22 protein-coding genes and 3 pseudogenes are annotated in these 26846 nt (G+C 69.5%); 13 read left to right on the top strand and 12 right to left on the bottom strand.

The features are described 5' to 3' along the window. Positions 1–408: 408 nt before the first annotated feature. The 4 genes from ACFYMC_RS26010 to ACFYMC_RS25995 all read right to left on the bottom strand — a co-directional run bounded on the left by ACFYMC_RS26010 (position 409) and on the right by ACFYMC_RS25995 (position 4948). Positions 409–1212: a hypothetical protein gene (locus tag ACFYMC_RS26010; RefSeq protein ID WP_388529411.1), complete on the bottom strand. Its 804-nt coding sequence runs from the start codon at positions 1210–1212 to the stop codon at positions 409–411. A gap of 407 nt (positions 1213–1619) precedes the next feature. Then, positions 1620–2276 (bottom strand): hypothetical protein, encoded by a 657-nt coding sequence (locus ACFYMC_RS26005; protein WP_388529409.1) that lies wholly within the window; start codon positions 2274–2276, stop codon positions 1620–1622. Positions 2277–2282: 6 nt separating this feature from the next. Continuing rightward, entirely contained in the window at positions 2283–3761 is a 1479-nt protein-coding gene (locus tag ACFYMC_RS26000) for a TfuA-like protein (protein WP_388529407.1), read from the bottom strand. Continuing rightward, complete coding sequence (locus tag ACFYMC_RS25995; RefSeq protein WP_388529406.1) at positions 3758–4948, bottom strand: YcaO-like family protein; 1191 nt, start codon at positions 4946–4948, stop codon at positions 3758–3760. Before ACFYMC_RS25995 ends, ACFYMC_RS26000 begins: the two co-directional genes overlap by 4 nt. A 605-nt stretch (positions 4949–5553) precedes the next feature. Here ACFYMC_RS25995 and ACFYMC_RS25990 point away from each other — a divergent pair. From ACFYMC_RS25990 to galK, 3 genes are read left to right on the top strand one after another with little or no spacing between them, the layout of a single operon-like run. Further along, entirely contained in the window at positions 5554–6369 is an 816-nt protein-coding gene (locus tag ACFYMC_RS25990) for a DeoR/GlpR family DNA-binding transcription regulator (RefSeq protein ID WP_388529404.1), read from the top strand. Beyond that, positions 6366–7388 carry a galactose-1-phosphate uridylyltransferase gene (gene galT, locus ACFYMC_RS25985; RefSeq protein WP_388529402.1) on the top strand — a complete coding sequence of 341 codons (1023 nt, stop codon included), beginning with the start codon at positions 6366–6368 and terminating at the stop codon, positions 7386–7388. The genes ACFYMC_RS25990 and galT overlap by 4 nt, the downstream gene beginning before the upstream one ends. A 4-nt stretch (positions 7389–7392) precedes the next feature. Further along, positions 7393–8517, top strand: a complete 1125-nt coding sequence (galK, locus tag ACFYMC_RS25980) for a galactokinase (RefSeq protein ID WP_388529400.1) — start codon at positions 7393–7395, stop codon at positions 8515–8517. Positions 8518–8581: 64 nt separating this feature from the next. Here the strand turns inward: galK and ACFYMC_RS25975 are convergent, their stop codons facing one another. Continuing rightward, positions 8582–9520: an MBL fold metallo-hydrolase gene (locus tag ACFYMC_RS25975; RefSeq protein ID WP_388529398.1), complete on the bottom strand. Its 939-nt coding sequence runs from the start codon at positions 9518–9520 to the stop codon at positions 8582–8584. Positions 9521–10027: 507 nt separating this feature from the next. On the opposite strand from ACFYMC_RS25975, the gene ACFYMC_RS25970 reads away from it, so the two are divergent. Continuing rightward, positions 10028–11083: a M4 family metallopeptidase gene (locus tag ACFYMC_RS25970; RefSeq protein WP_388529396.1), complete on the top strand. Its 1056-nt coding sequence runs from the start codon at positions 10028–10030 to the stop codon at positions 11081–11083. 539 nt (positions 11084–11622) lie between these two features. On the opposite strand, the gene ACFYMC_RS25965 is transcribed toward ACFYMC_RS25970, so the two are convergent. Further along, on the bottom strand, positions 11623–12282 hold the full coding sequence (locus tag ACFYMC_RS25965) for an MSMEG_1061 family FMN-dependent PPOX-type flavoprotein (protein ID WP_388529394.1): 660 nt from the start codon (positions 12280–12282) through the stop codon (positions 11623–11625). A 192-nt stretch (positions 12283–12474) separates the two neighbouring features. On the opposite strand from ACFYMC_RS25965, the pseudogene ACFYMC_RS25960 reads away from it, so the two are divergent. Both ACFYMC_RS25960 and ACFYMC_RS25955 read left to right on the top strand, forming a co-directional pair. After that, positions 12475–12534: pseudogene (locus ACFYMC_RS25960) on the top strand (hypothetical protein); the annotation flags it as partial. A gap of 69 nt (positions 12535–12603) precedes the next feature. Further along, positions 12604–13432: pseudogene (locus ACFYMC_RS25955) on the top strand (class E sortase); the annotation flags it as partial. Between the two features lie 61 nt (positions 13433–13493). Here the strand turns inward: ACFYMC_RS25955 and ACFYMC_RS25950 are convergent. Then, complete coding sequence (locus ACFYMC_RS25950; protein WP_388529392.1) at positions 13494–14081, bottom strand: CGNR zinc finger domain-containing protein; 588 nt, start codon at positions 14079–14081, stop codon at positions 13494–13496. Positions 14082–14172: 91 nt separating this feature from the next. Here ACFYMC_RS25950 and ACFYMC_RS25945 point away from each other — a divergent pair, with 91 nt between their 5' ends. From ACFYMC_RS25945 to ACFYMC_RS25930, 4 genes are all read left to right on the top strand, one after another. After that, entirely contained in the window at positions 14173–14961 is a 789-nt protein-coding gene (locus ACFYMC_RS25945; protein ID WP_388529391.1) for an MBL fold metallo-hydrolase, read from the top strand. Positions 14962–15769: 808 nt separating this feature from the next. Continuing rightward, on the top strand, positions 15770–16000 hold the full coding sequence (locus ACFYMC_RS25940) for a hypothetical protein (RefSeq protein ID WP_388529389.1): 231 nt from the start codon (positions 15770–15772) through the stop codon (positions 15998–16000). 391 nt (positions 16001–16391) lie between these two features. After that, on the top strand, positions 16392–16892 hold the full coding sequence (locus ACFYMC_RS25935) for an STAS domain-containing protein (RefSeq protein ID WP_388529387.1): 501 nt from the start codon (positions 16392–16394) through the stop codon (positions 16890–16892). A gap of 14 nt (positions 16893–16906) precedes the next feature. Continuing rightward, entirely contained in the window at positions 16907–17689 is a 783-nt protein-coding gene (locus ACFYMC_RS25930; protein WP_388529386.1) for a VOC family protein, read from the top strand. 178 nt (positions 17690–17867) lie between these two features. Here ACFYMC_RS25930 and ACFYMC_RS25925 read toward each other — a convergent pair whose 3' ends face one another. Next, positions 17868–18626: a TetR/AcrR family transcriptional regulator gene (locus ACFYMC_RS25925; protein WP_388529384.1), complete on the bottom strand. Its 759-nt coding sequence runs from the start codon at positions 18624–18626 to the stop codon at positions 17868–17870. Between the two features lie 90 nt (positions 18627–18716). On the opposite strand from ACFYMC_RS25925, the gene ACFYMC_RS25920 reads away from it, so the two are divergent. Together ACFYMC_RS25920 and ACFYMC_RS25915 are read left to right on the top strand one after the other, a co-directional pair. Continuing rightward, positions 18717–19427 (top strand): NAD(P)-dependent oxidoreductase, encoded by a 711-nt coding sequence (locus tag ACFYMC_RS25920; protein ID WP_388529382.1) that lies wholly within the window; start codon positions 18717–18719, stop codon positions 19425–19427. Between the two features lie 598 nt (positions 19428–20025). Next, the gene (locus tag ACFYMC_RS25915; protein WP_388529381.1) at positions 20026–20874 is read left to right on the top strand and encodes an aldo/keto reductase; all 849 of its coding nucleotides are present in this window, start codon (positions 20026–20028) and stop codon (positions 20872–20874) included. A gap of 206 nt (positions 20875–21080) precedes the next feature. On the opposite strand, the gene ACFYMC_RS25910 is transcribed toward ACFYMC_RS25915, so the two are convergent. The 3 genes and pseudogenes from ACFYMC_RS25910 to ACFYMC_RS25900 form a co-directional block, all read right to left on the bottom strand. After that, positions 21081–21887 (bottom strand): endonuclease/exonuclease/phosphatase family protein, encoded by an 807-nt coding sequence (locus ACFYMC_RS25910; protein WP_388529379.1) that lies wholly within the window; start codon positions 21885–21887, stop codon positions 21081–21083. A gap of 394 nt (positions 21888–22281) precedes the next feature. Continuing rightward, a complete protein-coding gene (locus ACFYMC_RS25905) occupies positions 22282–23712 on the bottom strand; it encodes a PA14 domain-containing protein (protein WP_388529377.1) in 1431 nt (476 codons plus the stop codon). 295 nt (positions 23713–24007) lie between these two features. After that, a pseudogene (locus tag ACFYMC_RS25900) lies at positions 24008–24118 on the bottom strand (cupin); the annotation flags it as partial. Between the two features lie 518 nt (positions 24119–24636). Here ACFYMC_RS25900 and ACFYMC_RS25895 point away from each other — a divergent pair. Next, positions 24637–26055, top strand: a complete 1419-nt coding sequence (locus tag ACFYMC_RS25895) for an MFS transporter (protein ID WP_388529375.1) — start codon at positions 24637–24639, stop codon at positions 26053–26055. A 184-nt stretch (positions 26056–26239) separates the two neighbouring features. On the opposite strand, the gene ACFYMC_RS25890 is transcribed toward ACFYMC_RS25895, so the two are convergent. Beyond that, positions 26240–26677 carry a hypothetical protein gene (locus ACFYMC_RS25890; RefSeq protein ID WP_388529373.1) on the bottom strand — a complete coding sequence of 146 codons (438 nt, stop codon included), beginning with the start codon at positions 26675–26677 and terminating at the stop codon, positions 26240–26242. Between the last annotated feature and the right edge of the window lie 169 nt (positions 26678–26846).

Genomic DNA, 26846 nt, shown 5'->3' with positions numbered 1-26846 from the left:
TGCGCCGCGCCCGGGCCTGGACACCGAGCAGATGGCCCGGCGCGCCACACCACCACCCACGATGTCCTTGCTCGGGCTCGTGCGGCAGCTGGCCTGGGTCGAACGAGACCTGCGCCGGATCGCCGGCTAAGACTCGCCCCGGATCTACCGGACCGCTGAAGACGTGACAGCGACTGGAACGGCGCGACCGCCGATCCAGCGGTCGCGGCGGACGCCTGGCGGCAGTGGCGGGCCGAGAGCGAGGTGACTGGCCGGTTCTCCGCCGGCTTCGCCGACCTCGGCGCCCGTCCCGGGCAGGCGCCGCCGCGCGAGATCCTGGTCGCGCAGATCGCCGAATACGCCCGCCACTGTGGCCACGTAGAGCGTGCACGACGCGTCGGGCGCGGTGGAGCGTACGGCCCCGCCGGACTACCAGCGCGTGCTCGCTCCTGTGCGACTGGCCCGGTGGACCGGCCGCTGGGCTGAGAGGTCAGCCGGCGCTCCACCAACACGCGGCGCCGTCGAGTGTGGTGGGGTGGCCGGCTGCGTGGCGGGCGACGGTCCGCCGACCGGATCGGATGAAGCACGGCCTATCCGGACCAACACGGCGGTGAACACTCCTGCTGCCAGGGTCGCGGCGGCCATGGTCGTGGCCAAGACCACGGCGCCGCTCGTGGTCGTGTAGAACTCCCAGTCGTCGATCACAAGCAGGGTGACGAAGACGAGCCCTGCGGCCAAGGCGACCCCGAGCGCGCGCAACGCCCCGGGCCGGCCTTTGTGGTCCCGCGAGGCCCGGACCACCCGCTTGAGAGCGAGCGCCCAGAGTCCGGCCGTGGCCGCGCACATCACCGTGAGGAAGACAGCGTGGTAGACCCCGGCGGCGTTGAAGTGGTGAGGCTCCGGGTGTGCCCAGGTGAGCTGGTGGTCTTCGTCGACCCAGCGGACCAGTTGGGTCACCGCTCCGGCCACGCCGCCCGCGGTGGCCGCCGCGGCCACCTGCCTGCCCTCCCGCGCCGCCGGGGGGAGGGCAGTTGCGGTGAAGACCAGGGCGCCTGTCATGACCGGCAGTGCCAGAGCGTCGCCCCAGGTCTCGCACAGGTCGGTGAACATCCCCGGCAACATCGGGTCCCTGTGCATGACCAGATGGAAGACGAAGAGGGTTCCGAAGCCGGCCAGGAACACAGCCAGGCCGGCGGCCACGGCCCTCCGGGCCGGCTTAGCGAACTCGTTCATGGGTCGAGGGTCCTCACAGCGTTTGAGCGATGGTCGTGCACGCACCTCGTGGCCCGGTGCGCGGAGACCTCCCCGCAGGCTTCGAGTGCCGGTGGGTGGCGCGCCGCGGGGGCGAAGGCCCGACCGCTGACCCAGGCTGTTCGTCGAAGTCGTCATGGCTGACCTGAGTCCGTGGGGCTGTCCGGGGCGTCCCCAGAAGGCGACGTCTCCACGATGGCGCGGCACGCACCGCGCAGCCACGGCCGATCGGAGGGCGGGCCGGCGGGCGGGTTCGTCCCCCGATCGGGGGATCCTGCGTAGACGTCCGCACCCCGAAGCCCGGACCGACCGGGGCCTCGTACGGTCGCGGGCGCGCTGGTGCCCCCCGACGGGGCCGGTCAGGGTTCGGGCCCGGGGGTGGCCATCACTCAAGAGCCGCTCGGTGAGGCCTGCGCATAGGTGATGCTGGCGAGCAGCCCCGGCTCCTCGCCGGTGAACGGGGTGCGCCAATGCGGGACTCTGGATCCGGCCAAGGCGTGCACACCGCCGTCGGTGAGAGGGTGCTCCAGCCGCTCGAAATGGGCGCACTCGGGCCAGAACCCGCTGTCGGCGACCACCCCGGCCAGGGCCTCGGGCGCCGCGTCTCGCAGCGACGGCGCCCACCACAGCGGTGGCAGATCTGCGGTCAGGGCGACACAGACCGTGACCTTCACCTCGGCCGCATCGGTGTGCAACCCGTGGAAGTCGCCGTAGCGGTAGACGGCCACCGAGCAGCCCCGCGGCACCAAACCCGGTAGCCCCGTGGACTCCCGTACCGCCCTCAGCAGCGAAGCATCATGGGCGAGCTGCGTGAGCAGCGGCCCGGCAGGCAGCAAGCCGTAGCGCACCGGGGAAGTGAACGAGCCGTCACGGTGGGGGCCGACCTCGTCTGGACTGTACGGGACGGCCGTGTCGATCTGCTGGTGCGCCTGGGTGGCCAATGCAGCCACCCGATCGGCACCGAGGTGCCTGGAGAGCAGGACACTGCCGGACCGCTCCCAGTCCGGGTGCGTGGGGCGATGGTCGAGTTGCGCGGTGGTGTGCATGGTCCGCTACCTCCTCGTGCCGGACACCTCGGTAGCCTTCCGCGGGTGTGTGCGCAAGGCGCTGACCATGGCGTCGATGTCGGTGAAGCCGTGATCGCGCAGGAGGGCCGGGATGTCGCTCCGTTCCCGTGCGCCCCAGCGGATGAGCACCGACTGGCACAACTCGCGAAGGGCCGCGGGATCGTTGACGGGGGGTGCGGGATCGGCTCGGGCTTCGTCGAGCGCTGCCAGGGCCCGGTGGTAGGCGGGGTGCTCCCGGAGCCGTTCGATGAGCGGTGTCCTGAAGTCGACGCGTGGGTCACCGAGCCAGGTGCGCACGGCGAGGAGGGGGCCCGCAACCTCCCAGTGCTGGTGCCGCTCGGTGTCGCGGAGCAGGGACAGGGCCGGCCCGGCCTGGCTGGGGCTCGACGGGAGGTCGAGCTCCGTGAGGCGAAGGCTCAGCGCATGGGCGAGGGGTTCCCAGGGCAACTGGGCCTGACCGTGATCGCGGATGTCCGCGACACCGCTCAGGGCGCGTCGTTGATCGGCCACCGAGGCTCCGCTCGGTAGCGGCAAGGTCGCCAGCAGTAGGCACTCGGCGGCCACACCGCGCTGGAAGGCAGGGTACTTGGGCCAGTCGAGGGCGAGTTGGGTCAGCACCTCGTCGTCGCATGCCTGCACCGTTTCCGCCTGCGGAGCCTCGCGTTCGGGGTCCGCAGCCGGGGGAGGCGGCGCCGGTGTCCAGCGACGTAGGTGCGTGGTCGTGGCGAGACGTACGGGGGTACCTCGATACCGCAGGCCGGAGGGCGAGGGAGAGCGGTCGGTCGGGCACGTCGGCGGTGTGCGGGTCTGGTCACCGGCGCGTTCGAGCGCGGCGATCGCGTCGCGGTGTTTGACGCCCGGTCCCTGTGCGGCGCAGTGTGCCCGGAAGGAGTCCAGAGCGGCAGGGCGGCAGCCTCGCTGTCGTGCGGCAGCGAGGACGGTGAACTCGTCACGAGCCGTGAAGGGAAGGCTCTTGGCCGCCTCGATGATGGTGCGGGCGGTCATCTCGTCGATGGCGCCCTCCCGGACGGCCGTGCCAGCCGCGTCCCGCAGGTCCACCAGGGCCCAGCTCGTGGGCCGATATGCAGCCTCCGCATCGGCATGGGTCAGTGCCACCTCGTCGTCGCCGACGAGGACGCCGTCGCGGTAGTCGCGGAAGACCTGGCCGACGCCGTGCATGCCGAAGGCTTCGAGTTCCGCTGCGCGCAGTGCCCCCATGCTGGACGCGCCGTACACGGTCACTCCGCGGTCCAGGAGAGCGAGCAGTTCCTTGTGTCGGACCGCGCGTGACTGCAGGAAGACGCCGTCGATCACGATCAGAGTGTCCGCCTCGTCCCAACGCCACCGCAGCACCTGGTCCGCGGCGACCGGAGGGCGGACCTCGGCCCCCGGCAGTACGCGGCGAACCTCGTCCGCGCTGATGGTGGGCCCGGCGGTGACAACGATCCTTGATGTGTGCGTCATGCCCATGCTCCAGTGTCGAAGGTGAGTCCCGGCGCGATGACGTGCACGACGGGGATCTCGTACTCAGGCACGGTGAGATCGGCGCGCAGCACGCTGACGCCGTGGTCGGCCGCAGCCTCCAGGAGGTCTTCCAAGTCGGCGTCGAGGTCGCGGGGGCCCGTGGCAGCCGCGCCGTGGACCCGTGTCAGATCCGCTACTCGCGTTGTCGTTGCGTCGGCACCGCCCGCGAGCGGGGCGGAAGGTCCACAGCGGTCAGCGAAGCCGTAGTGGAACACTCCGATGTCGTCGCGGGCCCCGGCCACCGCGGTCAATCGCGACTGCGCGGCCTCGGTCAGAGCCCGGGAGAGTGCCACGTCGGCGTCGGGGTGGGAGCCGGAACCGGAGAACCACCAGGGCACTGACGGGGACCACAGCCGGGCCGCGAACGTGGGTACCTGAAGATCGCAGGTGACATCGGCGATCTCGACCACGGCACCGGCTCGCAGGCACTGGTCTAGGACCGCGGATGCGGTACCCGAACCGTCCGGCTCGCCGCGGACAGCGGACTTCCAGGGGCCACCGGAGCGTGCCGCCACGGCCAGGGAGTGCCTTTCCACGACCTCCAAAAGCCCGTGCAGGGTGGCCTCGGCGAGGTTGTTGCCGCCGGCCAGTCCGTTGCTGCTGGTCTGGACGGTCGGTGGGGCCCAGGACGGCCGCATGCGCAGGTCGACCACGACGGAGTCAAGCGGTGCCCACGTGAGGGTGTGGGCCGTCAGGTCCTCGACCGGACACCAGGCAATGCGCGTACCGGAGCGCAATACGTTCGCGCCGAGCAGCGGAAGTCCGCTCCAGTCGTAGGTGAGTTCGCCGGCGAGCATGGCAGGGCTGGCAACCACCGTGTCCAGGGCGGGCTCTTGCGCGCAGTGGAGTTCGAAGGACTCCATGGCCGCGGAGACCCGGGCCAGCTCATGCGTGATGCCCTTGCCCTGGGAGACCGACAAGTTCATGGAGTTCGGCCGGATGGCCTGCCAGACCGGGAGCCCGATGTCGTCTAGGAGCGTGACGTCCGCGACCCTGGTGACCCCGACCGTGCCCAGCAGCGGCTGCAGACGTCGCCAGGTCTCCTCAGGTGGCACTGACCGGTGGGTACCTTGCCACACGGCACTCCAGTGGTGCGGCGGCGCGACGGAATCGGACACGGTGGTCATGGGTCTTCCTCCTCTGGGGTGCTTGAACGGCGACGGTGTGGGGCAGGCGCAGGCCCACCCCACACCGTGGGTTCGTCACTCCGCGGAACAGGCGATGAACGTGCCGGTACCGAGTGCCCTGGTGACGGCCGCGTCCAGCTCGGCGAACATGGTGGTGTTGTTGTCCGTGTTCATGTCCTTGTCCTTTCTGTGGTGGGGGCGCTGACCAGGGAGGGCCTCCCCTTCTCGCCCTTGACCTCCACGATGCCGTGTGGCCGAAGTCGAGGAGGTCCCCCAAGGCGGCCATCGGCTGGAGGAGGGGCATGCCCACCGATCGGCGGGTGCCCGCTGGGGCGGACCCGGTGCGCCCAGTCGCCACTCCGCGTCGGAACGCGGCGCCGTCCGAATGCCCGTACCGCGCAGAACCGAACGAACTTCAACGACAAGGCCCACCCCGGGCAGCCGCAGGCCGGCTCATCCCAGCTGGACGAACCCAGGTACCGCCACCGTTCATTAGGTCAAAACCACGTCAAACAAACTGTGTTGAGGATCGTTGACTTCTGTTGGTTCCTTCATGATGCTGTCAACGGCCGGGGCAGGCGCACCGGGGGAGAGGAACCGCGCTCATGGTCAATCCTGGCGGCCTGCTGGCTCACCAACGTCGCAGCCTGATCCTCGAAGAGGTCCGCGAACGCGGCGGAGTCAGGGTGAACGAGTTGACCCGCACACTGAACGTGTCCGATATGACGATCCGCCGTGACCTCGACCTCCTGGCCCGTGAGGGTCGGCTGCGCAAAGTCCACGGCGGCGCAGTGCGCGGCGCCCAACCCAGCGGCCACGAGCCGGGGTTCGACGCCAAATCACGGTGGGAGAGGGCGGCGAAGTACGCCATCGCCCGGGCAGCGGCCCCCCTCGTCAACCCCGGTTCCGCTATCGCGCTCTGCGCCGGGACCACGACCCACGCGCTCGCCAGCGAGCTCACCGAGGTCGCCGATCTCACGGTGGTCACCAACTCGGTGCGCACGGCCGAGGTGTTCGAGGCGGCCCGACGCCGCGGGAGTGCCGTCACCGTCATTCTCACCGGTGGTGTCCGCACCCCCTCGGACGCGCTCGTCGGGCCCATCGCCGACCAGGCCATCCGATCCCTCCACCTGGACTTGTTGTTCCTCGGGTGCCACGGACTGGGCGCCGGCACCGGCCTCACCACGCCGAACCTCGCCGAGGCCGAAACCAACCGCGCCTTCCTGCGCGCCGCACACCGCACCGTGCTGTTGGCCGACCGCACCAAGTGGTCCTCTGTGGGCCTGACCACCTTTGCGGCGCTGGACGAGATCGACGTGCTGGTCACTGACTCCCTGCCCACGGACGAGGCGACCGTCGCCACCGAGAGGGTCGGTGAAGTGCTGCTGGCTCCCCTGGCCACCGAGGACCGTCCGAGATGAACAAGACCCGCACGACCTTGGCCGACGGGCGTGCCCTGATCTATTACACGTCGGGGCGAGCAGCGTCCCGACACACCGACGCCCGGGCGCTGCCGCCCACCAGAACCGTCTCCGAACGCCGCTACGACCGGCTCCTCGACGAATGGGTGGTCATCGCCTCGCACCGCCAGGACCGCACCCACATGCCACCCGCCGACCAGTGCCCGCTCTGCCCCTCGGCGCCGGGAAGACCCACCGAGATCCCGGCTCCCGACTACCAGGTCGTCGTCTTCGAGAACCGGTTTCCCGCCCTCTGCGGGCCCGACGGCGGTCGTTGCGAGGTGGTGTGCTTCAGCCCGGACCACCACGCCTCCTACGTCGACCTGGGCAAGGACCAGGTCCTCACCGTGCTCGCCGCCCTCGCCGACCGCACCACCGAACTCGCCGCGCTCCCAGGCGTCGAACAGGTCTACTGCTTCGAGAACCGCGGCTCCGAGATCGGCGTGACCCTCAGCCACCCCCACGGGCAGGTCTACGCTCTGCCCCTGCTCACCCCGCACACCCGACGGATGCTGGATTCCGCGACCCGCCACCGGCAGGCCACCGGCCGCAACCTCTTTGACGACGTGCGTGACGAGGCCCTCGTCGACAGCCGCAGAGTCGTCACCACCGGTGACCATTGGAGCGCCTTCGTCCCCGAGGCCGCGCGCTGGCCCTTCGAAGTACACCTCTACCCCCACCGTAGGGTTCCCGACCTCGCCTCCCTCGCCGAGACGGAGCGGGAGGAACTCGCTCGCATGCATCTCGACCTCCTCGGCCGCTTCGACCGGCTCTTTCCCACGCCCGCGCCCTACGTTTCGGCCTGGCACCAGGCCCCCGTACACCGGGGTCGGGACCTGTTCGCCCTCCACCTGGAGTTGTTCACCCCTCGTCGGGCTGCCGACAGGCTCAAGTACCTGGCAGGTACGGAGTCCGGCATGGGCCAGTTCGTCAACGACATCGCGCCCGAGCAGGCCGCCGCCCGTCTGAGGGAGGTCTGACACCATGGCCGCGGACACCGCCGGACGCCCACGAGGTACCTGGTCCGCCCCGGGCCGGGTGAACTTCATTGGCGAGCACACCGACTACAACGACGGCTACGTCCTGCCCATCGCGCTGCCACACCGCGTACGTGTCCGGGCCAGCAGACGCGAGGACGAGGTGCTGAGCGTCTCCTCCACGGCCCAGTCCGTCGACAAGGACTCGCCGGTGGCCTTCGAGGCGTCCGCACTGCGGCCGGGGGCCCAAAGGACATGGGCCGCGTACGCGCTGGGCATGGCCTGGGCACTGCGGGAGGCAGGCCACCGGGTGCGTGGCGCGGACCTGGCCATCGACGGAGAAGTCCCCATCGGCGCGGGACTGTCCTCCTCGGCAGCACTTCAATGCGCGGCCGGAGCCGCACTGTGTGGGCTCTACGGCATCACACTTGACCCCGTGGAACTCGCGCTGCTCGCTCGACGCTCGGAGAACGAGTTCGTCGGCGTCCCCTGCGGACTGATGGATCAGATGGCTTCGATGTGCTGTACCGCCGGGCACGCCCTGTTCTTCGACACCCGCTCGCTGTCCTGCGCGCAGGTACCACTCGATCTGGCGGCCGAGGACCTTCGCCTTCTCGTCATCGACACCCGGGTCCGACACTCCCTGACCGACGGCGCCTACACGATGCGACGGACCCAATGCGAGCGGGCCGCCGCGCTCCTCGGCGTCGAAGCCCTGCGCGACGTGCGCTCCGTCGCGCAACTCGACGCCCTCCGCAGCCCGGTGCTGCGGGCCCGGGCCCGCCATGTCGTGACCGAGAACGCGCGGGTCCTGCGCACCGTCGAGGCGGTCCGCTCCGGGCGGATCCGGGACACCGGACCCCTGCTCACCGCCTCTCACACTTCCCTGCGGGAGGACTTCGAGGTCTCCTGTCCGGAACTGGACCTCGCGGTCAGGGCCGCCCTGGGGGCAGGTGCGCTCGGCGCCAGGATGACAGGCGGCGGCTTCGGCGGCTCGGCGATCGCCCTGGTGGAGGCTGCGGCAGCGGATGCGGTCCACAGGGCCGTCCGCCGCGCCTTCGCGGCGGCCGGCCACATCGAGCCCCGGATCCTTGAGGTGGTCCCCTCGGACGGAGCCACCGCGCAGGCCTGAGGGCAAGGCCGAGCCTGCGCCGACTCGACCACCTGGCGGGCGCCGAACCTGACCCGGGCCCCGTTCAACCGCTGTGCGGCACTTCTCCCGGTACGGGTGACAAGTGGTAGGAGTCGCCGTCGTCTTCGGCGCGGACGTACCCCGCGGTGGGAGGCGCGAAATGGCTACCCAGCAGCAGAGTGTCGCTGCCGGCGAGGCGTGCGAGCAGACGGCGACGTGAGCCGGCGGCTTGTTCGGGGTCGACGTCGGCGCTGCTGCACAGGTCCGGATGCGCCATCTGCACGGGGTGGTGGATGCAGTCACCGGTGATGACGGCGCCCTGCCCGACGCTTTCCAGGTGGACGGCGACCTGGCCGGGGGTGTGCCCGGGGGTGGGCAGCAGTCGCAGTCCGGGAGCGACATCGGAGCCTTCCTCGGGCACGTCGATCAGGTGGAGCTGGCCGCTTTCACGTACGGGATCGACGGAGTCGGCGAGCATCTGGCGCCGGGTTTCGTCGATGTCCGCGCTGGACCAGTAGTCGGCCTCGGTCCGGCAGACGAGGTAGCGGGCGTGCGGGAACGTGGGCTTCCAACTGCCCTCGCCGGTCAGTCGGGTGTTCCATCCGACGTGGTCGGTGTGGAGATGGGTCAAGATCACGAGGTCGACGGACTCCGGGGGGAATCCGGCTGCGGCCAGACGGTCGAGGTAGGGGGTGTCGAGGTTGTCCCAGGCCGGATTGGAACGGCTCTTGCCGTTGCCGATGCCGGTGTCGACCAACACGCGCAGCCCACCGATCTCCACCGCGAAGCTGTGTACGGCCAGTCGCAGTGTCCCCCGGGAGTCCACGAAGTCCGGGGTCAGCCACGGGACCTGTGTGACGAGGCCCGCGGTGGCCGTGGGGAGGAGCCAGGGGCCGGTTTCGGGCGGGAGCGTCAACTCGTCGATACGGTGCACGACGGCGTCGCCGATCCTCCAGCGCGGAGCGGTGTCGCAGGACGCGGGGGCGGATGGGAGGAAACTCACGTGGCTCTCCGTGTACGTGCGGGACATGGCCTGCTACCGGCTCTGATCGCAGTGCGCCGCCCTTCGGGATGGTGCTTGGCCTGCGTCCTGCCGTTGGCCGGGACCAACGGGCAGCCCCTCCGGGAGGAGACCGGTAATCAGGATGGCGGGACGCAACCGCAGGCCAGGGGGAGACGCCGAGGTCCTCTGCCGGCCGCGTGATGATCACACCATCATCAGCAGGCTACCTGGCACATCTCAGGTGCCTTGAAAAGGTTTTCGCCAAGTTGCCCCGTGTACGTCCTGCGGCACGAGGCGCCCACTGACCCACGAACTCCATCGGGGCCCGCCCGCGCTCCGGCAGTGTGGGGCTGTGCCTACCGGCGGGGTGGCACGGGCGGGACAACCGGGTGTTCCGAGATGTGGAGACTGGTGGTGAACTGCCCGGTACCTGGGTCTGGCGCACCCGGGCGGTGTGCGCGAAGATCGCGCCCTCACTGCTCCACAAGCCGTCGCAGAAGGATGCCCATGCCTCGCCCCACACCTCGTGGTCTCACCGTCGTGACCACCGCCGCTCTCGCACTGGCCAGCTTGACCACCCTGGCCGCACCGGCCTCGGCGCGGACGTCGGCCACCGGCGCCTCCCTGCCGCAGGCCCGCATCTTCATGGTCAACCCCGTCCAGTCCACCGGAGACCAGAGCCTGACCGACTCCAAGGACTCCGCCGAGGCCGTTCCCGCCTCGGCCTACACCACGGCGGCCCTGCGCAACCTCGACGCCAGCGGTCGACTGTCGGGGAAGTGGGTGAACGTCAAGTCGAACACCGGAGCCGCGGCGAACGCCGCGTCCGCCGGCGGCTACGACCGCAGTGACGACCAGTTCGAGCAGGTCATGGCCTACTTCTGGGTCAATGAGGCCCAGGAGTACCTCCAGGGACTCGGTTTCGGGACGGAACTGCCCGGAGCCAACGACAGAGTCCAGCCGGTCCGCATCAACCAGTGGGGGGCGGACAACTCGTTCTTCACCGACAAGAAGGACGAGATCCGCTTCGGTAAGGGCGGGGTCGATGACGCCGAGGACGCCGAGGTCATCATCCACGAGTACGGCCACGCGGTGCACGAGGCCCAGGTTCCCGGCTTCGGTACGTCTTCGCAGGCCGGTGCGATAGGCGAGGCCTTCGGCGACTATCTGGCCGTCGAAGTGGGGTCGAACGCGGTTGCCGCGTACGGCTGGCCGCAGCGGGCGGACCTCGCCTGCGTCGCCGACTGGGACTCGATCGCCTACAGCGCGGCCCCGCACTGCCTGCGCCGCATCGACGGGAACAAGGTGTACGCGGACCTGGAAGGTGAGGTGCACGCGGACGGCGAGATCTGGTCCCGGGCCCTGTTCGACATTCGCGGCGCCCTCGGCGCCCGTGTCGCCGACCGGGTCATCGTCAACGCGCAGTTCGACTTCGCGCCCGACACCACTTTCCAGGCCGCGGCTCTGACGACGATCGAGACGGCCCAACGCATGTACGGCAAGAAAGTCGCGGACGCGGTGCGCGCCGCCTTCAAGGACCGTCAGATCCCGGGCATCCAGTAACAGTCGCCTGCCTCCCCGGACCCGGCACACCACCGGGTCCGGGGAAGGGCGAGGTGCTGCTACCGGTTGCTGCGGTCACCACGGGGACACCACGTAACGGTCGTCCTCGTCGAGTTGGAGGGTTGCTTCAGCAGGTGATTCGATCCCTGGCCATGAGCTGCCCGTCCCTGGGTGACCTGGGGTGTGCGGGCTGGTGGAACGGCCGTCTTCTCTCCTACGGCCCCGGCAGACTGGATCAGGTACGACAGCGGCAGTTCCGGTAGATCGCCGGCCGGCTCACCCCTGGAGGATCACGGGCACGCTGGATCCGCATCTGACCCGCTGTGTCGTCGACGAGTGGAGCCAGCTCGCCACTTCCCAGCTCACCGAGGAACTCCGCGACTGCGCCAGCGCTCTGGTACCTGGTTCACCGCGAGGGTGGTCACCGGTGCCGTGGACCCGCTCGGGTCCCGCACTTCCCTAACGGGTTGACCCGCGATTGATCTTGGGACGTGCTGGCCGGGGGTTTCGCGGCTGGCATTCGCTTACGGATCGGCCCGTTACTCGTACCGGTACTTCAGCGAGTCCGCCTCCGTCTGCTCGATGTCGGCGATCGTCAGCTCCGGTATCCGCAGCTGGGCCAGCGTCACCTCGGCCGAGGTTGGCTGGGCGTCCGTCGGCAGCCACTGCTCCGTCTTCCAGGCCCTGCTGCGCAGCAGCGACTTGGGGCAGTGCGGGTAGACCTCCTCGATCCCCAGCACCAGCGCACTGGCCGGAGGTTTTCCCACGGCGGTCAGCCGCGACAGCAGCTCCGGGCGGGTGGAGACGACAGCCCTGCCGTTCACCCGCAGAGTGGTGGTCCGCCCGGGGATGACGAACAGTAGCCCGGCCCGTCCGGTGGCGATGACGTTCTGCAGGGTGTCCAGCCGCTTGTTGCCGGTCGCGTCCGGAATCGCCACCGTCCGTGCGTCCAGGACGGCGACGAACCCGGCGGGGCCGCCGCGCGGCGAGACGTCACAGTTGCCCTCGGCGTCCGCGCTGGCGACCAGGACCAGCGACGAGCAGCTGATCAACCACCTTGTCTGCTCGGTGAGTTCGGTCATCTGCTTGCGCACGGCCGCGTCTGCGGGGAGTTCGTACACTCGGCGCAACGCTTCCTGGTCGGGCACGGCGTCGAGGCGGAGCGAGCCGAAGGCACTGTCGGCAAGGGGTGTGGTCATGCCTTCGACCCTAACGAAGCGACCTGCGATTGATCTTGGGGGCGGGGCGCATCTGGTCGAGTTGGCCGCGGAACTCGCCCCGCGCTGGGCAGCGCGCCGCGAGTCCGGGCGTCACGGTCGACGTGAGGGCGACCGTCGGCGGGAGGTGGGGCCGGGTCGAAATGCGAACTGGTCTTCACCGACCGGCTCCTGGTGACACTGGTCCGTCTGCCGACCGCGCTCACCCATGAGGCGCTGGGCGTGCTCTACGAAGTGGGATCCTCCATGATCGGCCGGGCGATCGGGGAGGTCCGCCCGCTGCGGGCAGACCATGGGTGGAGACCAGGCGCCACCCCGGTAGGACGAGGACGGCGCAGAGCACGGCGAACGGCCGGAGGAGGGAGTGCACGGGGGGCGACTCTGGCCAGGACCGCCAGCGTGCCGGGCAGGGCGCCACGCCTGACCACAGCATCACCCGTTGCGGGCGGCGCGTGCCGCCAGGGAGGGGCCTGCGGTTCTCGCGAGTCGGGCGATCGGTGAACTCTGCCTGACCGTGGGTGTGTTGATGCTCCTGTTCGTCACGTACCAGCTCTGGTGGACGAACGTGCTGGCCGGTCAGCAGGCGGGCACGGTGGCGAGGAGGATCCAACAGGGCTGGAAGGACAGTGGTAGCGCCAACGACTTCAGGCCCGGTCAGAGGTTCGCCGTGATGCACATCCCCGAACTGGACGTCGTCGTACCCGTCGCCGAAGGCGTCGACAAGCACCAGGTGCTCGACCGGGGGATGGCGGGTCACTAGGCCGAGGGCGAGCTGAGATCGGCCATGCCCGAGGACGAGGAGGGCAACTTCGCGATGGCCGCCCACCGCAACACCCATGGGGAACCGTTCCGCTACATCAATCGCCTCAGGCCGGGCGACGCGATCGTCGTCGAGACGAGTGACGCCTACTACACGTACGAGATGGCGAGCATACTTCCCCAGACGTCTCCGTCGAACGTGAGCGTGATCCAACCCGTGCCGCCCGGATCGGGCTTCACCGAGCCCGGCCGGTACATCACGCTGACGACCTGTACGCCCGAGTTCACCAGCACCCACCGGATGGTCGTGTGGGGCGAGCTGGTCGAGGTCCGGCCGCGCAGCAAGGGCAAGCCCGCGGTCCTCACGGGCTGAGTGCCCTTCAAGACGTCTACCTGTGGCGCTGCGCAGGAGGCAGGACGGAACGTGGTGGAGGTCAGTCGGGCTGTGCTTGGGTGCGGCGGGCGTAGGCGCGGGCGGCCCGGGCACGGTCTCCGCAGCGGGTCGAGCACCAGTGGCGACGCCCGTGGCGCAGGAGGTAGCGCGTGCACGGACTTGAGTCGCAGGAGGTGAGGCGTTCCGCGTCGGGGCCGGTGAGCAGGTCAGCGGCATCGTCGGCGAGGGCCGCCATGGCGTGTTCGACGATCTGCGTCGTGGGGTGGGGTGCGGCTCGATACGGGGCGTCCGCTCCCTGCCAGTGGAGCATTTCGACCGTAGGGGCCTTCAGTAGTGCTTCGTTGAGGGCGCTCACGGCGGCGGGAAGGGCGGGGAGCCCGCAGACGCGGGACGCGAAGAGCACCCTGATCTGCTCGCGCAGCGCTCGCAGCTGAGCGGTGCACATCTCCCGCATGCCCGCGTCGGCGGGCGCCAGACCGTGTTCGTTGAGCCACCGGTTCGCCGCGTGGGGCGTGCCGAGGAAGTCGAGGTGTTGCCCGCCCGGGAGGGTGACGGCGCTGTTGGCGAAGTCGAGGGCGGGGTACGTCTCGGCGCCCGGAGCTGGCTCCACGGTGATCGCTTCCTGCATGAGTCTCATGGTACCGCTTGCTCCATCCGTGAGAACCCTCTAGGTTTATCTCACGGATAAAGTCGATCCATCCATGAGAAGGAATTTCGTGATGCCCTCCGGCAATCCCAGTGAGACCTTCCCCGTCCGCGTCTTCGGCGGACCGACCGCACTCTTCGTCTACGGGGGCCTGCGCATTCTCACCGATCCCACGTTCGACGGGCCCGGTGAGTACGCGACCCCTGGCGGGCCGTCCCTCACGAAGACCGCACCCTCTGCGGCGGAGCCGAAAAGCCTCGGCTCGATCGACGTGGTCCTGCTCTCCCACGACGAGCACCCCGACAACCTCGACCGATCCGGCAGGGCCCTGCTCGCCGATGTCCCTCACGTCCTCACCACACCCGGCGGCGCGAAGCGCCTGGGCGGCGCAGCCAAGGGCCTGGCGGACGGCGAGTCGTTCACTTTGGGCCGCCCCGACGGGGGGAGCGTCACGGTCACGTGGGTGCCCGCCATCCACGGTGCCGGCACACGCGAGGAGGTCGAAAGGATCACCGGTGAGGTCACCGGCTTCGTCCTGACCGCCGATGACTTGCCCACGGTCTACGTTAGCGGCGACAACGCCTCACTTGACGCGGTCCGGCAGATCGCCGAACGGTTCACCGATGTCCATACCGCCCTCCTCTTCGCAGGGGCGCCCCGCTTCCCCGTCCTGTTCAACGGCGCCACCCTCGTCCTCGACAGCGCCCAGGCCGCCCGAGCCGCACAGATCCTCGGCGCCCGCCGCATCGTCCCCGTCCACTACGACAGTTGGGCTCATTTCACCGAAGGCTATGCGGAACTGGTCGAGGCGTTCACCGCCGCCGGCCTCGCCGACCGCCTCGACCCCGGCCGGCGCGGCTGACCGCACAGGGCCGGGAGCCCTTTCCGGTCACGAACGCCCGGTCAGATGCTGCGCCTGACAAGGCATGTTGAGGGTGCCAGGGGGCGCCCTGCGGTCCGCCGTTCCGCCTGGCGTTGAGCCTCCGTAGACGGGGCTCTTGTCGGGTGGCCGTGCGGTGACGGCGGAGCAAGGTAGGGCGTCGATGTCGACGCCCGCTCGGGCCAGCGTCTGATCGCCCAGTCGGCGCACACGCCTTCCTGCGGGGGCGGTACAAGGCCCTTGGGGCGCACTGACGGGCTCGGGGGTCTCGACTCGGCGCAACACGTCCTTGCGGGTTCGGGCGTGGTGAGAGTGGCTGGGGTGCTCGCACTCGCCCACCAAAGAAGCCGTCCGAGCTGCCGATCGCGGGGGCGCAGTCAAATGCACTCTTGAGACCGCCACTTCCTCTCCGCGTGTCGGCGTGGGCTATTGCGCCGGCACAGTGTCGGGTCCGTCGAGCTCGCGGGCGCTGTCGATCCAACCTCCCTCCGGGATCAGCGATGTGGTGCGACCCTGCCCGAGGCGCGTCCCGTTCCGCGCCCTGGCGCCGGCTGCCGCTTCGAAGGCGCCCGCACCTACGGGCCTTCATGGGCAGACGTGATGGAAACTGCGATAACGGATCGATGACACACCAGGTGGCGCCGGGTGTTTGCCCATCTGTCTGTTGAGGAGGGACTCCGAGCACGAAGGAGAGCGGCGGCGACGCGGCACTGACACCCCAGCCGGTTCAGCTCGGCCTCTGCAGGACACCGTTCCGCGATGGACCGGGTGAGTCGTTCGACGGGGTGCGGTGCCGCTCCTCGTGCTGCGCGTTTCCGCCCCGACCGACCCACAGAAGGAGCAGGAGTGCGCGCTCGACCAGTCCTCAGGGGGCCCGGGAGCGGCCGTCGCCCTTGCGGCAGCCACGTCGGTTGCCGCAGGTGTGCAGACAGGTTCGGCAGCCGCCGAGCCGACTCTCGACCGCCCGCCGGACGCGGTGGCCACGGCTGACACCTTCCAGGGAGCGCAAGTGCCCGGGTGAGAAGCGCGGCGGTGCCAGGACGGGGAATTCGATGTGCCGATGGCATGCGTCGAACACGGTGAGTGATAGTGGCGCTCCCCTTTGGGGTGAGGGTGGGTGACGGGGTGGCCGGCCGTACTCATCCGCCTCCAGGTCACGCGCTGCGCCCCCTCGACCGCGCGGCGCGACGGCGCAGTCCCTTGACAGTGGGAGGACCAGCGAGCTACCCAGTTATTGAGACAATGTCTGTGGACATGTCGTTGACTCGCGTCCCCGCGGCGGCGACAGGACAGGCGAAGCGCCCCCGGGCAGGGCCCTCACGGGGGCCGATGTGCAGGTATTCGGGAGGTATGCGGAAGGCGGGACACGAGGGCGCGTGAGGTGATCCACCCGACCGAGAGGGAGGAGAGCCATGGAATACCTCGTGGTCTCTTCCGCCCGGCGCGCCATGTGGACGGTGGTCGACGTGGCGGGCGAACTCGACATCGCCACCCGCGGGAGGCTGCGCCGGGAGCTGCGTGACGTGATCGCCAAGTACGTTCCGGCGAACGTCATCGTTGACCTGGGACGGTTGGAGTTCTGTGACGCCAGCGGGCTGAGTGTCCTCGTCGCCGGACACCACGAGTCCCGCCGCCACTTGGGAGAGCTGCGTCTGGTGTGCCCGCAGGGGCCCGTCAAGCACCTGCTGGAGGTCACCGGGGTGGACCGGTTCATCCCCGTGTACGACAGTCTTGCCGCCGCCCATCGCCTACCGGTCAAACCGTCCACGTCGTGGGCCGGCAATCCCGGGCCCGCCCGGGTTGCGGACGCCCCGGGGGCCAGCGGACCCGGCGCTGGACCGGGGGCAAACGTCCCCAAGGTGGCTGAACTGCTGTGGGGCCGTGCCGGGGCCGGACGACCCGCTGACGGGTGAAGGGAGGTGCAGCCGTGGTGCTCGTGGCAGCGGACGCGGTGGGCGCTCCGTGCTGGTTGAGTCTGATGGCGCGCGACCGGCAGGCCGCCGAGCGCTTCTACTCGGCGGTGCTGGGCTGGAGATTCAGGTCAGGCGGCTTCGGGCGGGCCTTCTCCGTGGCTGAGATGGACGGGGTACCGGTGGCCGGGATCGGAGCGATGGCCGGTGAGCTGGCCGTGCCCGTCGCCTGGACGGTGTACTTCTCGGTCGATGACGCCGATGACACCGTGGCCAGGATCCGAGAGCGTGGGGGCACCGTGGGCGTGGGACCGGTCTCCTATCCTCCGCGGGGCAGGGCGGCCCTCGCTGCTGACCCCGAGGGGGCCGGTTTCGGGATCTGGGAGGGCCAGGTGCTGTCCGACTGGCGCGTCGGGGACGGGGAGACGCCGGCATGGCTGGAACTGCACACCAAGAACGCCTTCGACGCCGCCGTCTTCTACGGCGAGGTCCTGGAGTGGGCGTCGGACGGGGGATATGGCAGCTGCGAGGTCTCCTATGAGGAGGACCAGGTCGTCTTGCGGCGTGACGGCCGACCGGTCGCGCGCTTGAACAGTGGCCCCGTCGAGGCGGCAGCCGCAAAACCCCAGTTGAGGCCCCGGTGGCTGGTCCATTTCAAGGTCCCGGACCTGGAGGAGGCCCAGTCGAAGGTCCTTGAGAGCGGCGGCAGCATCGTTCCCGAAGCGGAGCCTTGGGAAGGCGGCAAGCTGCGGGCCACGGTGAGCGACCCGGACGGCGGCTTGTTCACCCTCGACCAGTAGGCGACCGCTGGCGACGTGCTGTGTCCCGCTCGCCCGGGCATCTTCCGCCACCGTGTACGACGCAACGGCCCGGGCGTACGGTGCGCTCTGCGCGCCAGGCGGTGTGGCCCGGGGCTCCGCCCAGACGGATCCGGGTGAGGGGCGGTGCGCCGTGACCGCCCCGGACTTCCCGCCCACCTCATTGAGCAGGAGCTGACCCGCCGGGGTGCGCGGGCCCGGAATCGGGAGCGTTGCTGGACGGCAGGCCCGGTGCGCTGTGCCCGGCGGCCTCGTCGGGGTGTAGGGCGTCGAGGATGAGGCTGAGGCCGAAGGCGAACTCGTCGGCGTAGTCGTAGCCCGGCCTGAGGGCGTGCTCGGTGATGAGCTCGGCGAGGTGGGGGTAGTCGTCCGCAGGCATCTCGTGCAGGAGCGCCTGCGCCACCTCGTCGAGTTCGGTCGAGTTGCTGAAGGGCAGGCTCAGTTCCTGGATCACGAATCCGTACAGGTAGCTGTCGATCAGGGAGAAGGCGTGGGCGGCCATCGAAACGGAGAAGCCTGCGGCGCGCAGGGCTCCGATGACGGCGTCGTGGTGGCGAAGGGTCGCAGCTCCGGGCCGGGTGCGGGAGTCCATGAGGCCTACGGCCCACGGGTGGCGTCGGAGCGCCGCTCGGGCTGACGCGGCACGGTGGCGCATGGCGCTCTTCCAGTCCGTGTCCCGGGGCGGCAGGTCGATCTCGGCGAACACTGCGTCCACCATGCCGTCGAGGATGTCCTCCCGGCTGGCGACGTGGTGGTAGAGCGACATCGCCTCGACACCCAGGGGCGTTGCGACGGCCCGCATGGTCAGCGCGGCTACGCCCTTGTCGTCGGCCACCTTCACCGCTGTGTTGATCACCCGCTCGCGACTGAGTGGGGTGCGCGTCGACGTCCGGCGCCGCCCCTTGTCCTCCTGGCGCATCCGGCCCTCCTCTTCGACTGCCTTGACTGCCTTACGCCATAAGGCTAGCGTGCCTTACAGCATAAGGTCGACAGGCTGAAGGGTAGGGCCATGAGCACGAATCGTTCGAAGAAGGTCTGCATCGTGGGGGCCTCGGGGAAGCTGGGGCAGTACATGGTCCGCCACGCACTGGAGCGCGGCTACGAGGTGGTCGGTGTGTGCCGAGACAAGAGCGTGCCGAAACTGGCCGCCTTCGAAGGCCGGATGACCATCGTCCCCGGGCCCACGGACGACCCGGAGGTGATCCGGCGGGCAGTCGACGGGTGTGACGCGGTGCTCACCGTGCTGGTGCCCTGGGGCGTACGGCAGTACGCCTCGGGTACGGCGCAGGCGGTGCTCGACCACGCGCGGCCGGGCGCCCGCCTGGTCTTCTCCTGCGGCTGGCATATCACCCGTGACGGCAAGGACACCTACACCCGGTGGTTCACCATGGGCGTCCGGATCGCCGCCGCGCTGGGTAGACTCGCCCGCCTCGTCGAGATCGACGACCAAGTGGAAGCCTGCCGCAGGGTGTTCGCCAGCAACACCCGGTGGACGGTGGTGCGCGGCAGCTCCTTGGAGGAGGGTGAGAGCCAAGGCCTGCCGGTGTGGAGCGAGCACGTGGGCGATCCGGTCCTGGCCAGCGACCTGACGCGGCGCGTGGACTTCGCGCTCTTCATGGTCGAGGCGGTCACTGACGACGAACTCGTGCAGAAGGCCCCGGCGATCGTGGGCTGTCGCACCCCCAGCGCCCTCGCCCACAGCGGTCCAACCGCGGGCTGAGGCCTGTCCCGCGATACCCGGCGCGCGTGCGGCGTCAGCTACCGCGCCTCGCCGCGTTGTCGGATCGCCCGAACACAGACCCGGGGCGAAGGCGACCCTCCATCTCGCGACGCACCACATCTGACTCCGCACGCAGGTCCACCGGGTACTGCGGGGCAGCCCTTGGATCCGCTCAGGCTGCGCAGTCATCCCAGGCCACCGAGGTGCGGTGTCATATGCGGTGCACGGCGGCCGGCGCTGCCCGACCACCCCGACTCCGGCGGATTCGACCGGCAAATGGAGCACTGACCGACAGACGTCTCACGCTGGCGGGTACGTCTGCGGTGAGGTCCTGTCCTGGCAATCCCCGAGGGTCGGCCCGCGGCCGTCGCGGTGACTCCGAGAGGATCGCCCGGAGAGCAGACCTCGCCCCTCCGAAGGCGTGGGTCACGACGGACATGGACGACGGGAGGGTTTGGCGGGCGGCAGGAGCACGGGGTCGGTGACGAGGAACCTCGACCCGGCCAGCGTGAGCGGGACGCGTCGAACGGCCACACCTCCGACTGCTGCCGAACGAGGAAGCCACTGCCAAGAGTGCAACTGCGCGAGAGGACTCACCTTGCGGACCGTCACGCTGAACAACGGAGTCGAGATGCCGATCCTCGGCTTCGGTGTGTACCAGATCCCGCCCGAGCAGACCGAGCGGGCCGTCAGTGAGGCCCTCGCGGCAGGCTACCGTTCCCTCGACACGGCGGCTGCCTACGGCAACGAGGAGGCCGTCGGCCGCGCCATCAGAGGCAGCGGCATCTTGCGCCGGGACCTGTTCGTGACGACCAAACTCTGGACCTCCGACGCCGGCGAGGACAAGGCCAGGAGCGCCTTCGACGCCTCGCTGCGCAAGCTCGGCCTGGACTACCTCGACCTGTACCTGATCCATCAGCCGTACGGGGATGTCTACGGCTCCTGGCGTGCCATGGAGAGCGTGCACCGTGAGGGCCTGACCCGCGCCATCGGCGTCTCGAACTTCCACGCCGACCGCCTCGTCGACCTCAGCGACCACAACGAGATCGCCCCGATGGTCAACCAGGTCGAGACCCACCCTTTCTACCAGCGCACCGCTGACCAGGAACTCATGAGGGCGCGAGGGGTCCAGATCGAGTCCTGGGGACCGTTCGCCGAGGGCCGCAACGAGCTCTTCACCAACCCGATGCTCAGCGAGATCGCCTCCACGCACGGAAAGTCCGTTGCGCAGGTCGTACTGCGCTGGCTCGTCCAACGAGACGTCGTCGTGATTCCCAAGTCGGTTCGTGCCGAGCGGATGGCGCAGAACATCGACGTGTTCGACTTCGAGCTCGACGCTGACCAGATGGCGGCCATCGCCACCTTGGACACCGGAGCGTCGGTGTTCTTCGACCACCGGGATCCAGCCGTGGTCAGCCGGCTCGGCAACGTCGAGCTGAAGGCCTGAGCCCACTGCGGGTGGCCGCCCACGGGAGCTGTGCCCACCCAGGCTGGCCGTCGGGCGCTTCGCCATGCGGCAGGACCGCGTCTCGGTCACATGCGCGGGTCCTCGACCGCCGTACGCATGCCCGGTCCACCCGCCTCAGGGCGGTGCGTTCGTGGCCATCGGGCGTGGCAGGAGTGCGCCGGCGCTGTCTTCTGCCGCGCCAGCCCTCAGCGGCGCAGCCACAGGTCGGCGACGACGGGGCGGTGGTCGGAGGCGAGGGGCGCGTCGGCCACGGCAGCCCCTCGCACCCACACGCCCGAGGAGACGGCCACGTAGTCGATCCGCCTCGTCGGCCGCGTGGCGGGGAAGGAGCGCCCACCGGGGTCGGCGTCCGTCAGCTCCTCCCACAGCGGGGCTAGTTCCGGCGCTTCGGGAGATGCGTTGAGGTCCCCGAGAAGAATTCTCGGCCCCGGTCCGCGCAGCATGATCCGCCGCATGTCGGCGACCTGAGCCGCCCTGGTGGAGGGATTCGAACGGTAGTCGAGGTGTGTGACGTACACGCGCATGACCGCGCCGCGCACCCGCAGCACGACCTCTGCGAAGCCGGGCGTGGGCGCCGGCTGAGTACCCTGCGGCGGCAGACGCCTGATCTGGTGGTTCGCCGCGCTCAGCACCGGGGTCCGGGACAGGACCGCCAGCCCGAACTGTCGGGTTCCGAAGCTGTACACGGGGTGGAACGACACATGCATGTCCAGGCGGCTGCCGAGCTCTGCGGCGAGGTCCAGCCACCGACTCCGGGCGCCCCAACGGACGTCGACCTCCTGCAGACCGATGACGTCGGCTTCCAGAGGGCGCAGGGCCGCTGCCTGCCGGTCGAGGTCGAAGACCTCGTCGCCCCCCACGCCCGCATGGATGTTGTACGAGACCACTCGCACGCTGACCCCGCGGTCCCGGGCAACGGCGGGGCAGGGGGCGAGGGCCACCAGCAGCAGCGCGGCCACCACTGCCCGGGGTGCAGATGGGGTCACTCGCATGGTGCCTCCCGATGGCTCAGTCATGCAGCGCCGGTGGGAGCCCGAGGTGGGCCAAGGCGCGGCCGTCGGCGTCGCGCGGGCGGGAAGGCAGCGGCTCTGGTGACCCGGCCGGAGGAGCCCCCTGGGTCGCACGATCACCGAAGGTGGGACCGATCATCTGCCCCGTCAGCTGCATTGGGCTGCCCGACACTCCGTGGCCGCAGCAGCCAGGGCCCGGCAGCCACCCGAATGCGGGCCAGGTCTTCGACGACTGCCTCATCGTCCCCGGTGGATCAACGCGCGGCGTCAGAGGCGGTACTTCGCAAGGCGGGGGCCGGGACGTGCACGTCCTTGCTGCTACGCGCTCCGCCGGACCGAAGCCCGCCGGGGCGCGTAGCAGCGTTCACCTGGGCGATCAGCGAGCGGGGCGGGTCACCCCATGGACCGCGCTGCTCGGCGAGTAGTTCCCGGCTGCGTCATAGGAACGTGCCCGGTACTCGTAGCTGCGCCCGTCGGCAGGCAGCGGGTCACAGACGCTGGCCGTCGCGGGGGTGCGGCGTGGGTCGAAGGGCCCGTGCAAGGCGACCGACCAGGTGTCCGTCCCCACCTCGCGGCGCTCGATCTCGAAACCGGTGAAGTCGCGGATCGGGGCCGGTGTGTTGTCGGTGACGGTAGCCCCGACGCCATTCGTGCAGGTGCTGAGAGCCAGGTCGGGGGCGTGGGCAGGAGCTGTGCCGTCGGGGATGCCGAGCCAGAGTTCGTTGCTGGCGGTGGCGTCGAGCCAGTGCGGGTTGTAGGTGGTGGTGCCGCCATCGTTTGTGACCAGCACGCGGTAATGACGGAACTCCCCGTCAGGGGTGATGGGATCCGTGGTCCAGGTGTTGCCTTTGGTGGTGCCGAGCGGAACCCAGGCGTAGGAGCCGTCCACCTCGTCGTTGCTCAGCACCGTGTAGTGGTCGAAGTGTGTCTCGGTGTTGAGCGGCCACTTCAGACTGACCTTGCCGGTAGCCCTGTCGTAGGAGCCGGTCAGGGAGCTGACGATCGGCAGCGGACGGACAATGGTGTCCCTACTGCCCGAAGAGGAGTTGCCCGCCTTGTCCCTGGCGCGTACCTCGTAGTAGAAGGGGGTGCGGTCGTCTGGGTTCACGGCGGGATCGGTGTGACTGCGGGAGGTGGTCGTCGTGACCCTGGTCCAGGTGCCGGAGCCGACGGGACGCCGGTAGAGAGAGTAACTCGCCAGGTCCATCTCCCTGTTGGCGGACCAGGAGACGGTCGTCTTGCGGGAAGTGGTGTTGTAGGAGGTCTTGACGCCGATGGGGGCGAGCGGCTTGGTCTTGTCGTATGTAGCCGAAGTCCGAGGCGCATAGGTGTACTTGACCTTCGCTGCGCCCGTCCAGTTCACGTAGTCGACGCGCAGCGTGTGCTTGCCGGCGGGCACCGTGAGGTTGACGCTCTTGGAGCGTGCGGTGTCGCCGGTGCCCTTCCAGAGATCGATCTTGCGGACGCCGTCGAGGTAGACGCGGACTCCGTCGGTGGCGGAGGCGGCGAACCTGAAGGGTCCGCCGGAGCCGAAGTCGCGCATCACCGACCAGCGGACACTGAAGTTGTTCGACGGTACGCCGGAAGCCGGGCTACCAGACCAGCTCTGGCTGATGACGCCGTCGCAGTCGGTTTTCGCCGGGGAGCCCGAGAACGAGGTGTTCTTGTAGAACGTCCGCTTGTAGACGTTTGTCGAGCAGGCGACGTCGGCGGCTGCGGCATGCGGCGTGGCGACCAGCAGGCTACCGAAGACGACTGCGGACAGGGCACCACCAGTCCTGGCGGCGAGGAGACTCTTCTGGTGCACGGGGACCTTTCTGAACTCCAGTGCCGCGTCAGGCGTGCTCTGCCCGTCGTGACGGGGCGGAACCTCGCTCGCCCCAGCACTGTTGGCGGGGACAACGCCTGGAGACTCGTGAGGGGACAGGAAGGTTGTACGGTCTGCCCGATGACGTGGGGTGGTTCTGGAGCCGAGCGGTGGCCACGAGGTTGGCGCGGGCTCGATCCACGGGTACACGCGTGCGGGAGCATGAGAGCCGGTTGGGCCGGGCGAGGTTCGCCGCGTCGCGCTGCGCCGGGAACAGCCGGCACGGTGCTGATCCTCAGCCACGGGGAAGGCGTTCGTTAAGGAGGGTGCCGTCCCGGCGGGTGACAGACATCAGATCGCTGGGGCCGTCGAGCTCCAGTCGATGCCAACGGCCGCGGGGGACGAGCCCTGGCGCGGACCCGATCTCCGGATCGTCGCCTATGAGCCCCGCGAGGCTGAGCTGACATAGCGCTTCGCCCCTCATGCGCGATGCCCCAGACGCGGCCAGCCAGGCATCTGGCCCCGACGCGCCCGACCCTGCTGGAGCAACGGACGGTCCGGCGGCACCGCCGCGGGTGCGGCGCGTGGTCGCCCGTTCAGCCCGGCTCCCGCGATCGCTCCCGCGCCAGGTTCGATCCGGGCACCGATCACGGGCGATCCCCGGATGGTTGTGTGCACGACTCGTGGTGCTGCTGCCCGGTGCCAGGGACATTCGGGTGGTGGCCGAGCGTCGATGTGCTGCGCCGGCTGCCCGACACGGGAACATGGCACCGGGCGATCGCCGGCAGTCCACCTAAAATGCGGTCGGAAGGGCGTCCTTGCTGCCTCGGGCACTGACCATCGGATGCCCGTGGTCACAGTCGAGACCGGGGCTTCGGACCCCATCATCCGGGCATCGGACATCCAGGCATCGGAGGGCGAGCCTTGGCCGCGGGCGCAGGTTTCGGCGACAGCAGCCCCCGGGCGCCGTATCGTCCGCGGGCCGTCGTCGTGGCGGTGTCGCTGGCCCTGGTGCTGGTGCAGATGGACTGGTTCACCGTCAACGCGATGATCCCCACCATGGCTCGCGAGTTCGACACCACCCCCACCAACCTGCACTGGGTCGTGAGCGCCAATCTGTTGGCGCTGGGCACGCTGCTGGTCACCGGAGGCAAGGTCGGCGATCTCTGGGGGTACCGAAGGGCCGTTGCCGCAGGCCTGGCCGGGTTCGGGGCGGCCTCGGTGGTCTGCAGCCTGGCCCCCGACCCGACGTGGCTCATTGTGGGACGCATCTTCCAGGGCGGTGCGGCAGCCCTGATCTTCCCCCTCGCCGTTCCCACGGTGGCCGACGCGATCCGCGGAGTCGGGAAGGACCGGGCGATCGCAGTCGTACTCGCCGCCGGTGCGCTCGGAACCGCCGTCGGACCCTTTGTGGGTGGGGTCTTCGCCGAACACATCAGCTGGCGGGCGGTGTTCTTGCTGAACGTCCCCCTGAGCGCGGTGGCTGCGGTCCTACTCCTTTGGTTCGTCCCGGACAGCGGTAGAAGGCGTCCGCGAGGTCTTGGCCTGCCCAGCGTACTGCTGCTCGCTGCCGGCCTGTCGGCGGCAATGGTGGGACTCGGTCAGAGCAATGTCTGGGGGTGGAATCACCCGGCAACACTGGTCTCGTTCGGTTTGGGATTCTCGCTGCTCGCACTGTTCGCCGCAATCGAGCGCCGGTCGAGCATTCCACTGTTCGAACCACGGCTGTTGCGGAGCCACTCCATCGTCTTGGTCGCGACCTCCGGCGCGCTGGTGAACATCATGTCGAGTGTGACGGTGGTGCTGGCCACCTTCTACCTCCAGGAGTTCCAGGGCGTCTCACCCACCATCGCCGGATCCCTCTTCCTGTCGCTTTCCATGTCCACCGCCGCGGCCAGCTTCGGGGCGGTCAGGCTGGCACGACGCTGGCACCCGGAATCCCTCATGGGCTGGGGGATGTTGATCAGCGCGGTCGGCATCTTCTCATTGGCGTACGCCGAGCGCCTGGGGTGGTACGCGATAGTGCTCGCGCTGTGCGGCGGCGGCTTCGGTATCGGCTGGTCGCTGACTAACGTCGTCACTGCGGCGTGGGCTCCGGCCGGGCGCACGGGGGCGGCCCTGGGCCTCGTCCTGACACTGATCACATTGTCAGGTGGAGTGGCCGTCGCCGCAGCGATGACGCTGTTGGAGATCACGAGTCACACCAGTTACTCGGGCAACGGTGCCAGCAACGGGCCGGCCATCGAGCGACTGCTGCAGCTCACCTCCCTCATCGGCCTGGCCGGTGGGGTGGCGATGTTGGCCGTGATCCGCGCCAGACCCAAGCCCGCCCGATTGTCGTAGGGTTGACGTTTCCCGGTCGCGTGTGCGCAGCCGTGGGAGATGGTGGTCACCAGTCCTCGATGTGGTCAACCTGCCCCTGGGGAGGGGGCTGGATGGCGCCGCTCTCGTCCAACTTGATTCCACTGCGCTGCCCACGGGCGCCCGGACACTCCACCGCCTGGCCGCGCCCGGTTTCCTGGAGTGGTCAGGAGACGACCGCATCGAGGATGTTGGCCAGCTCGCTCGGCGCCGACAGCATCGGCCAGTGGCCGGTGGGCAGGTCGAAGCGCCGCCAGGGAGGCTGGTTCAGAAAGGCCAGCATTGGTACCCCTTCGTCCAGCAGGGCAGTGAAGTCGCGGCAGCTGATCAGCACCCGGTCCACGCCGAACCCGAGTTCGGCCGGTGTGCTGAGGCGCTGGGTGTAGGTGCCGAACGGGTGAGGAGTGGCACGCGCACGCAGAACCTCCAGCTGTCCCGAATCGAGCCCGTCAAGGCTGCTGGACAAGCCCAGTTCCTCGAAGGGCGGCATCTCCAGTTGCCAACCCCCTTCGGAGGTGGAGACCTGGTGGCGAAGCTGGTCCGCTGCCTCCGGTGGCATGAGGTCCAGCAGGCGCATGCCCGGGGCGAACGGGGCGCTGTCCACGTACACGACGCGTGCCAGCAGGTGGCCCAGACGCGCCGCCGCCCCGGTGACCGGAGCGGCAGCGTAGCTGTGGGTGAGCTGCCCCGAGTTTCGTAGAGTCCGATCTTGATTGGTTCAGGCGGACTGCGGGGTTTGCTCCTGGCTGCGCCAGAAGGCTTCTTCGTACTCG

This window comes from Streptomyces sp. NPDC006879 (assembly GCF_042869595.1).
Lineage (GTDB): Bacteria > Actinomycetota > Actinomycetes > Streptomycetales > Streptomycetaceae > Streptomyces.
Note: the sequence above shows the minus strand (reverse complement) of the source record. Positions and strands in the feature narration are given on the sequence as shown.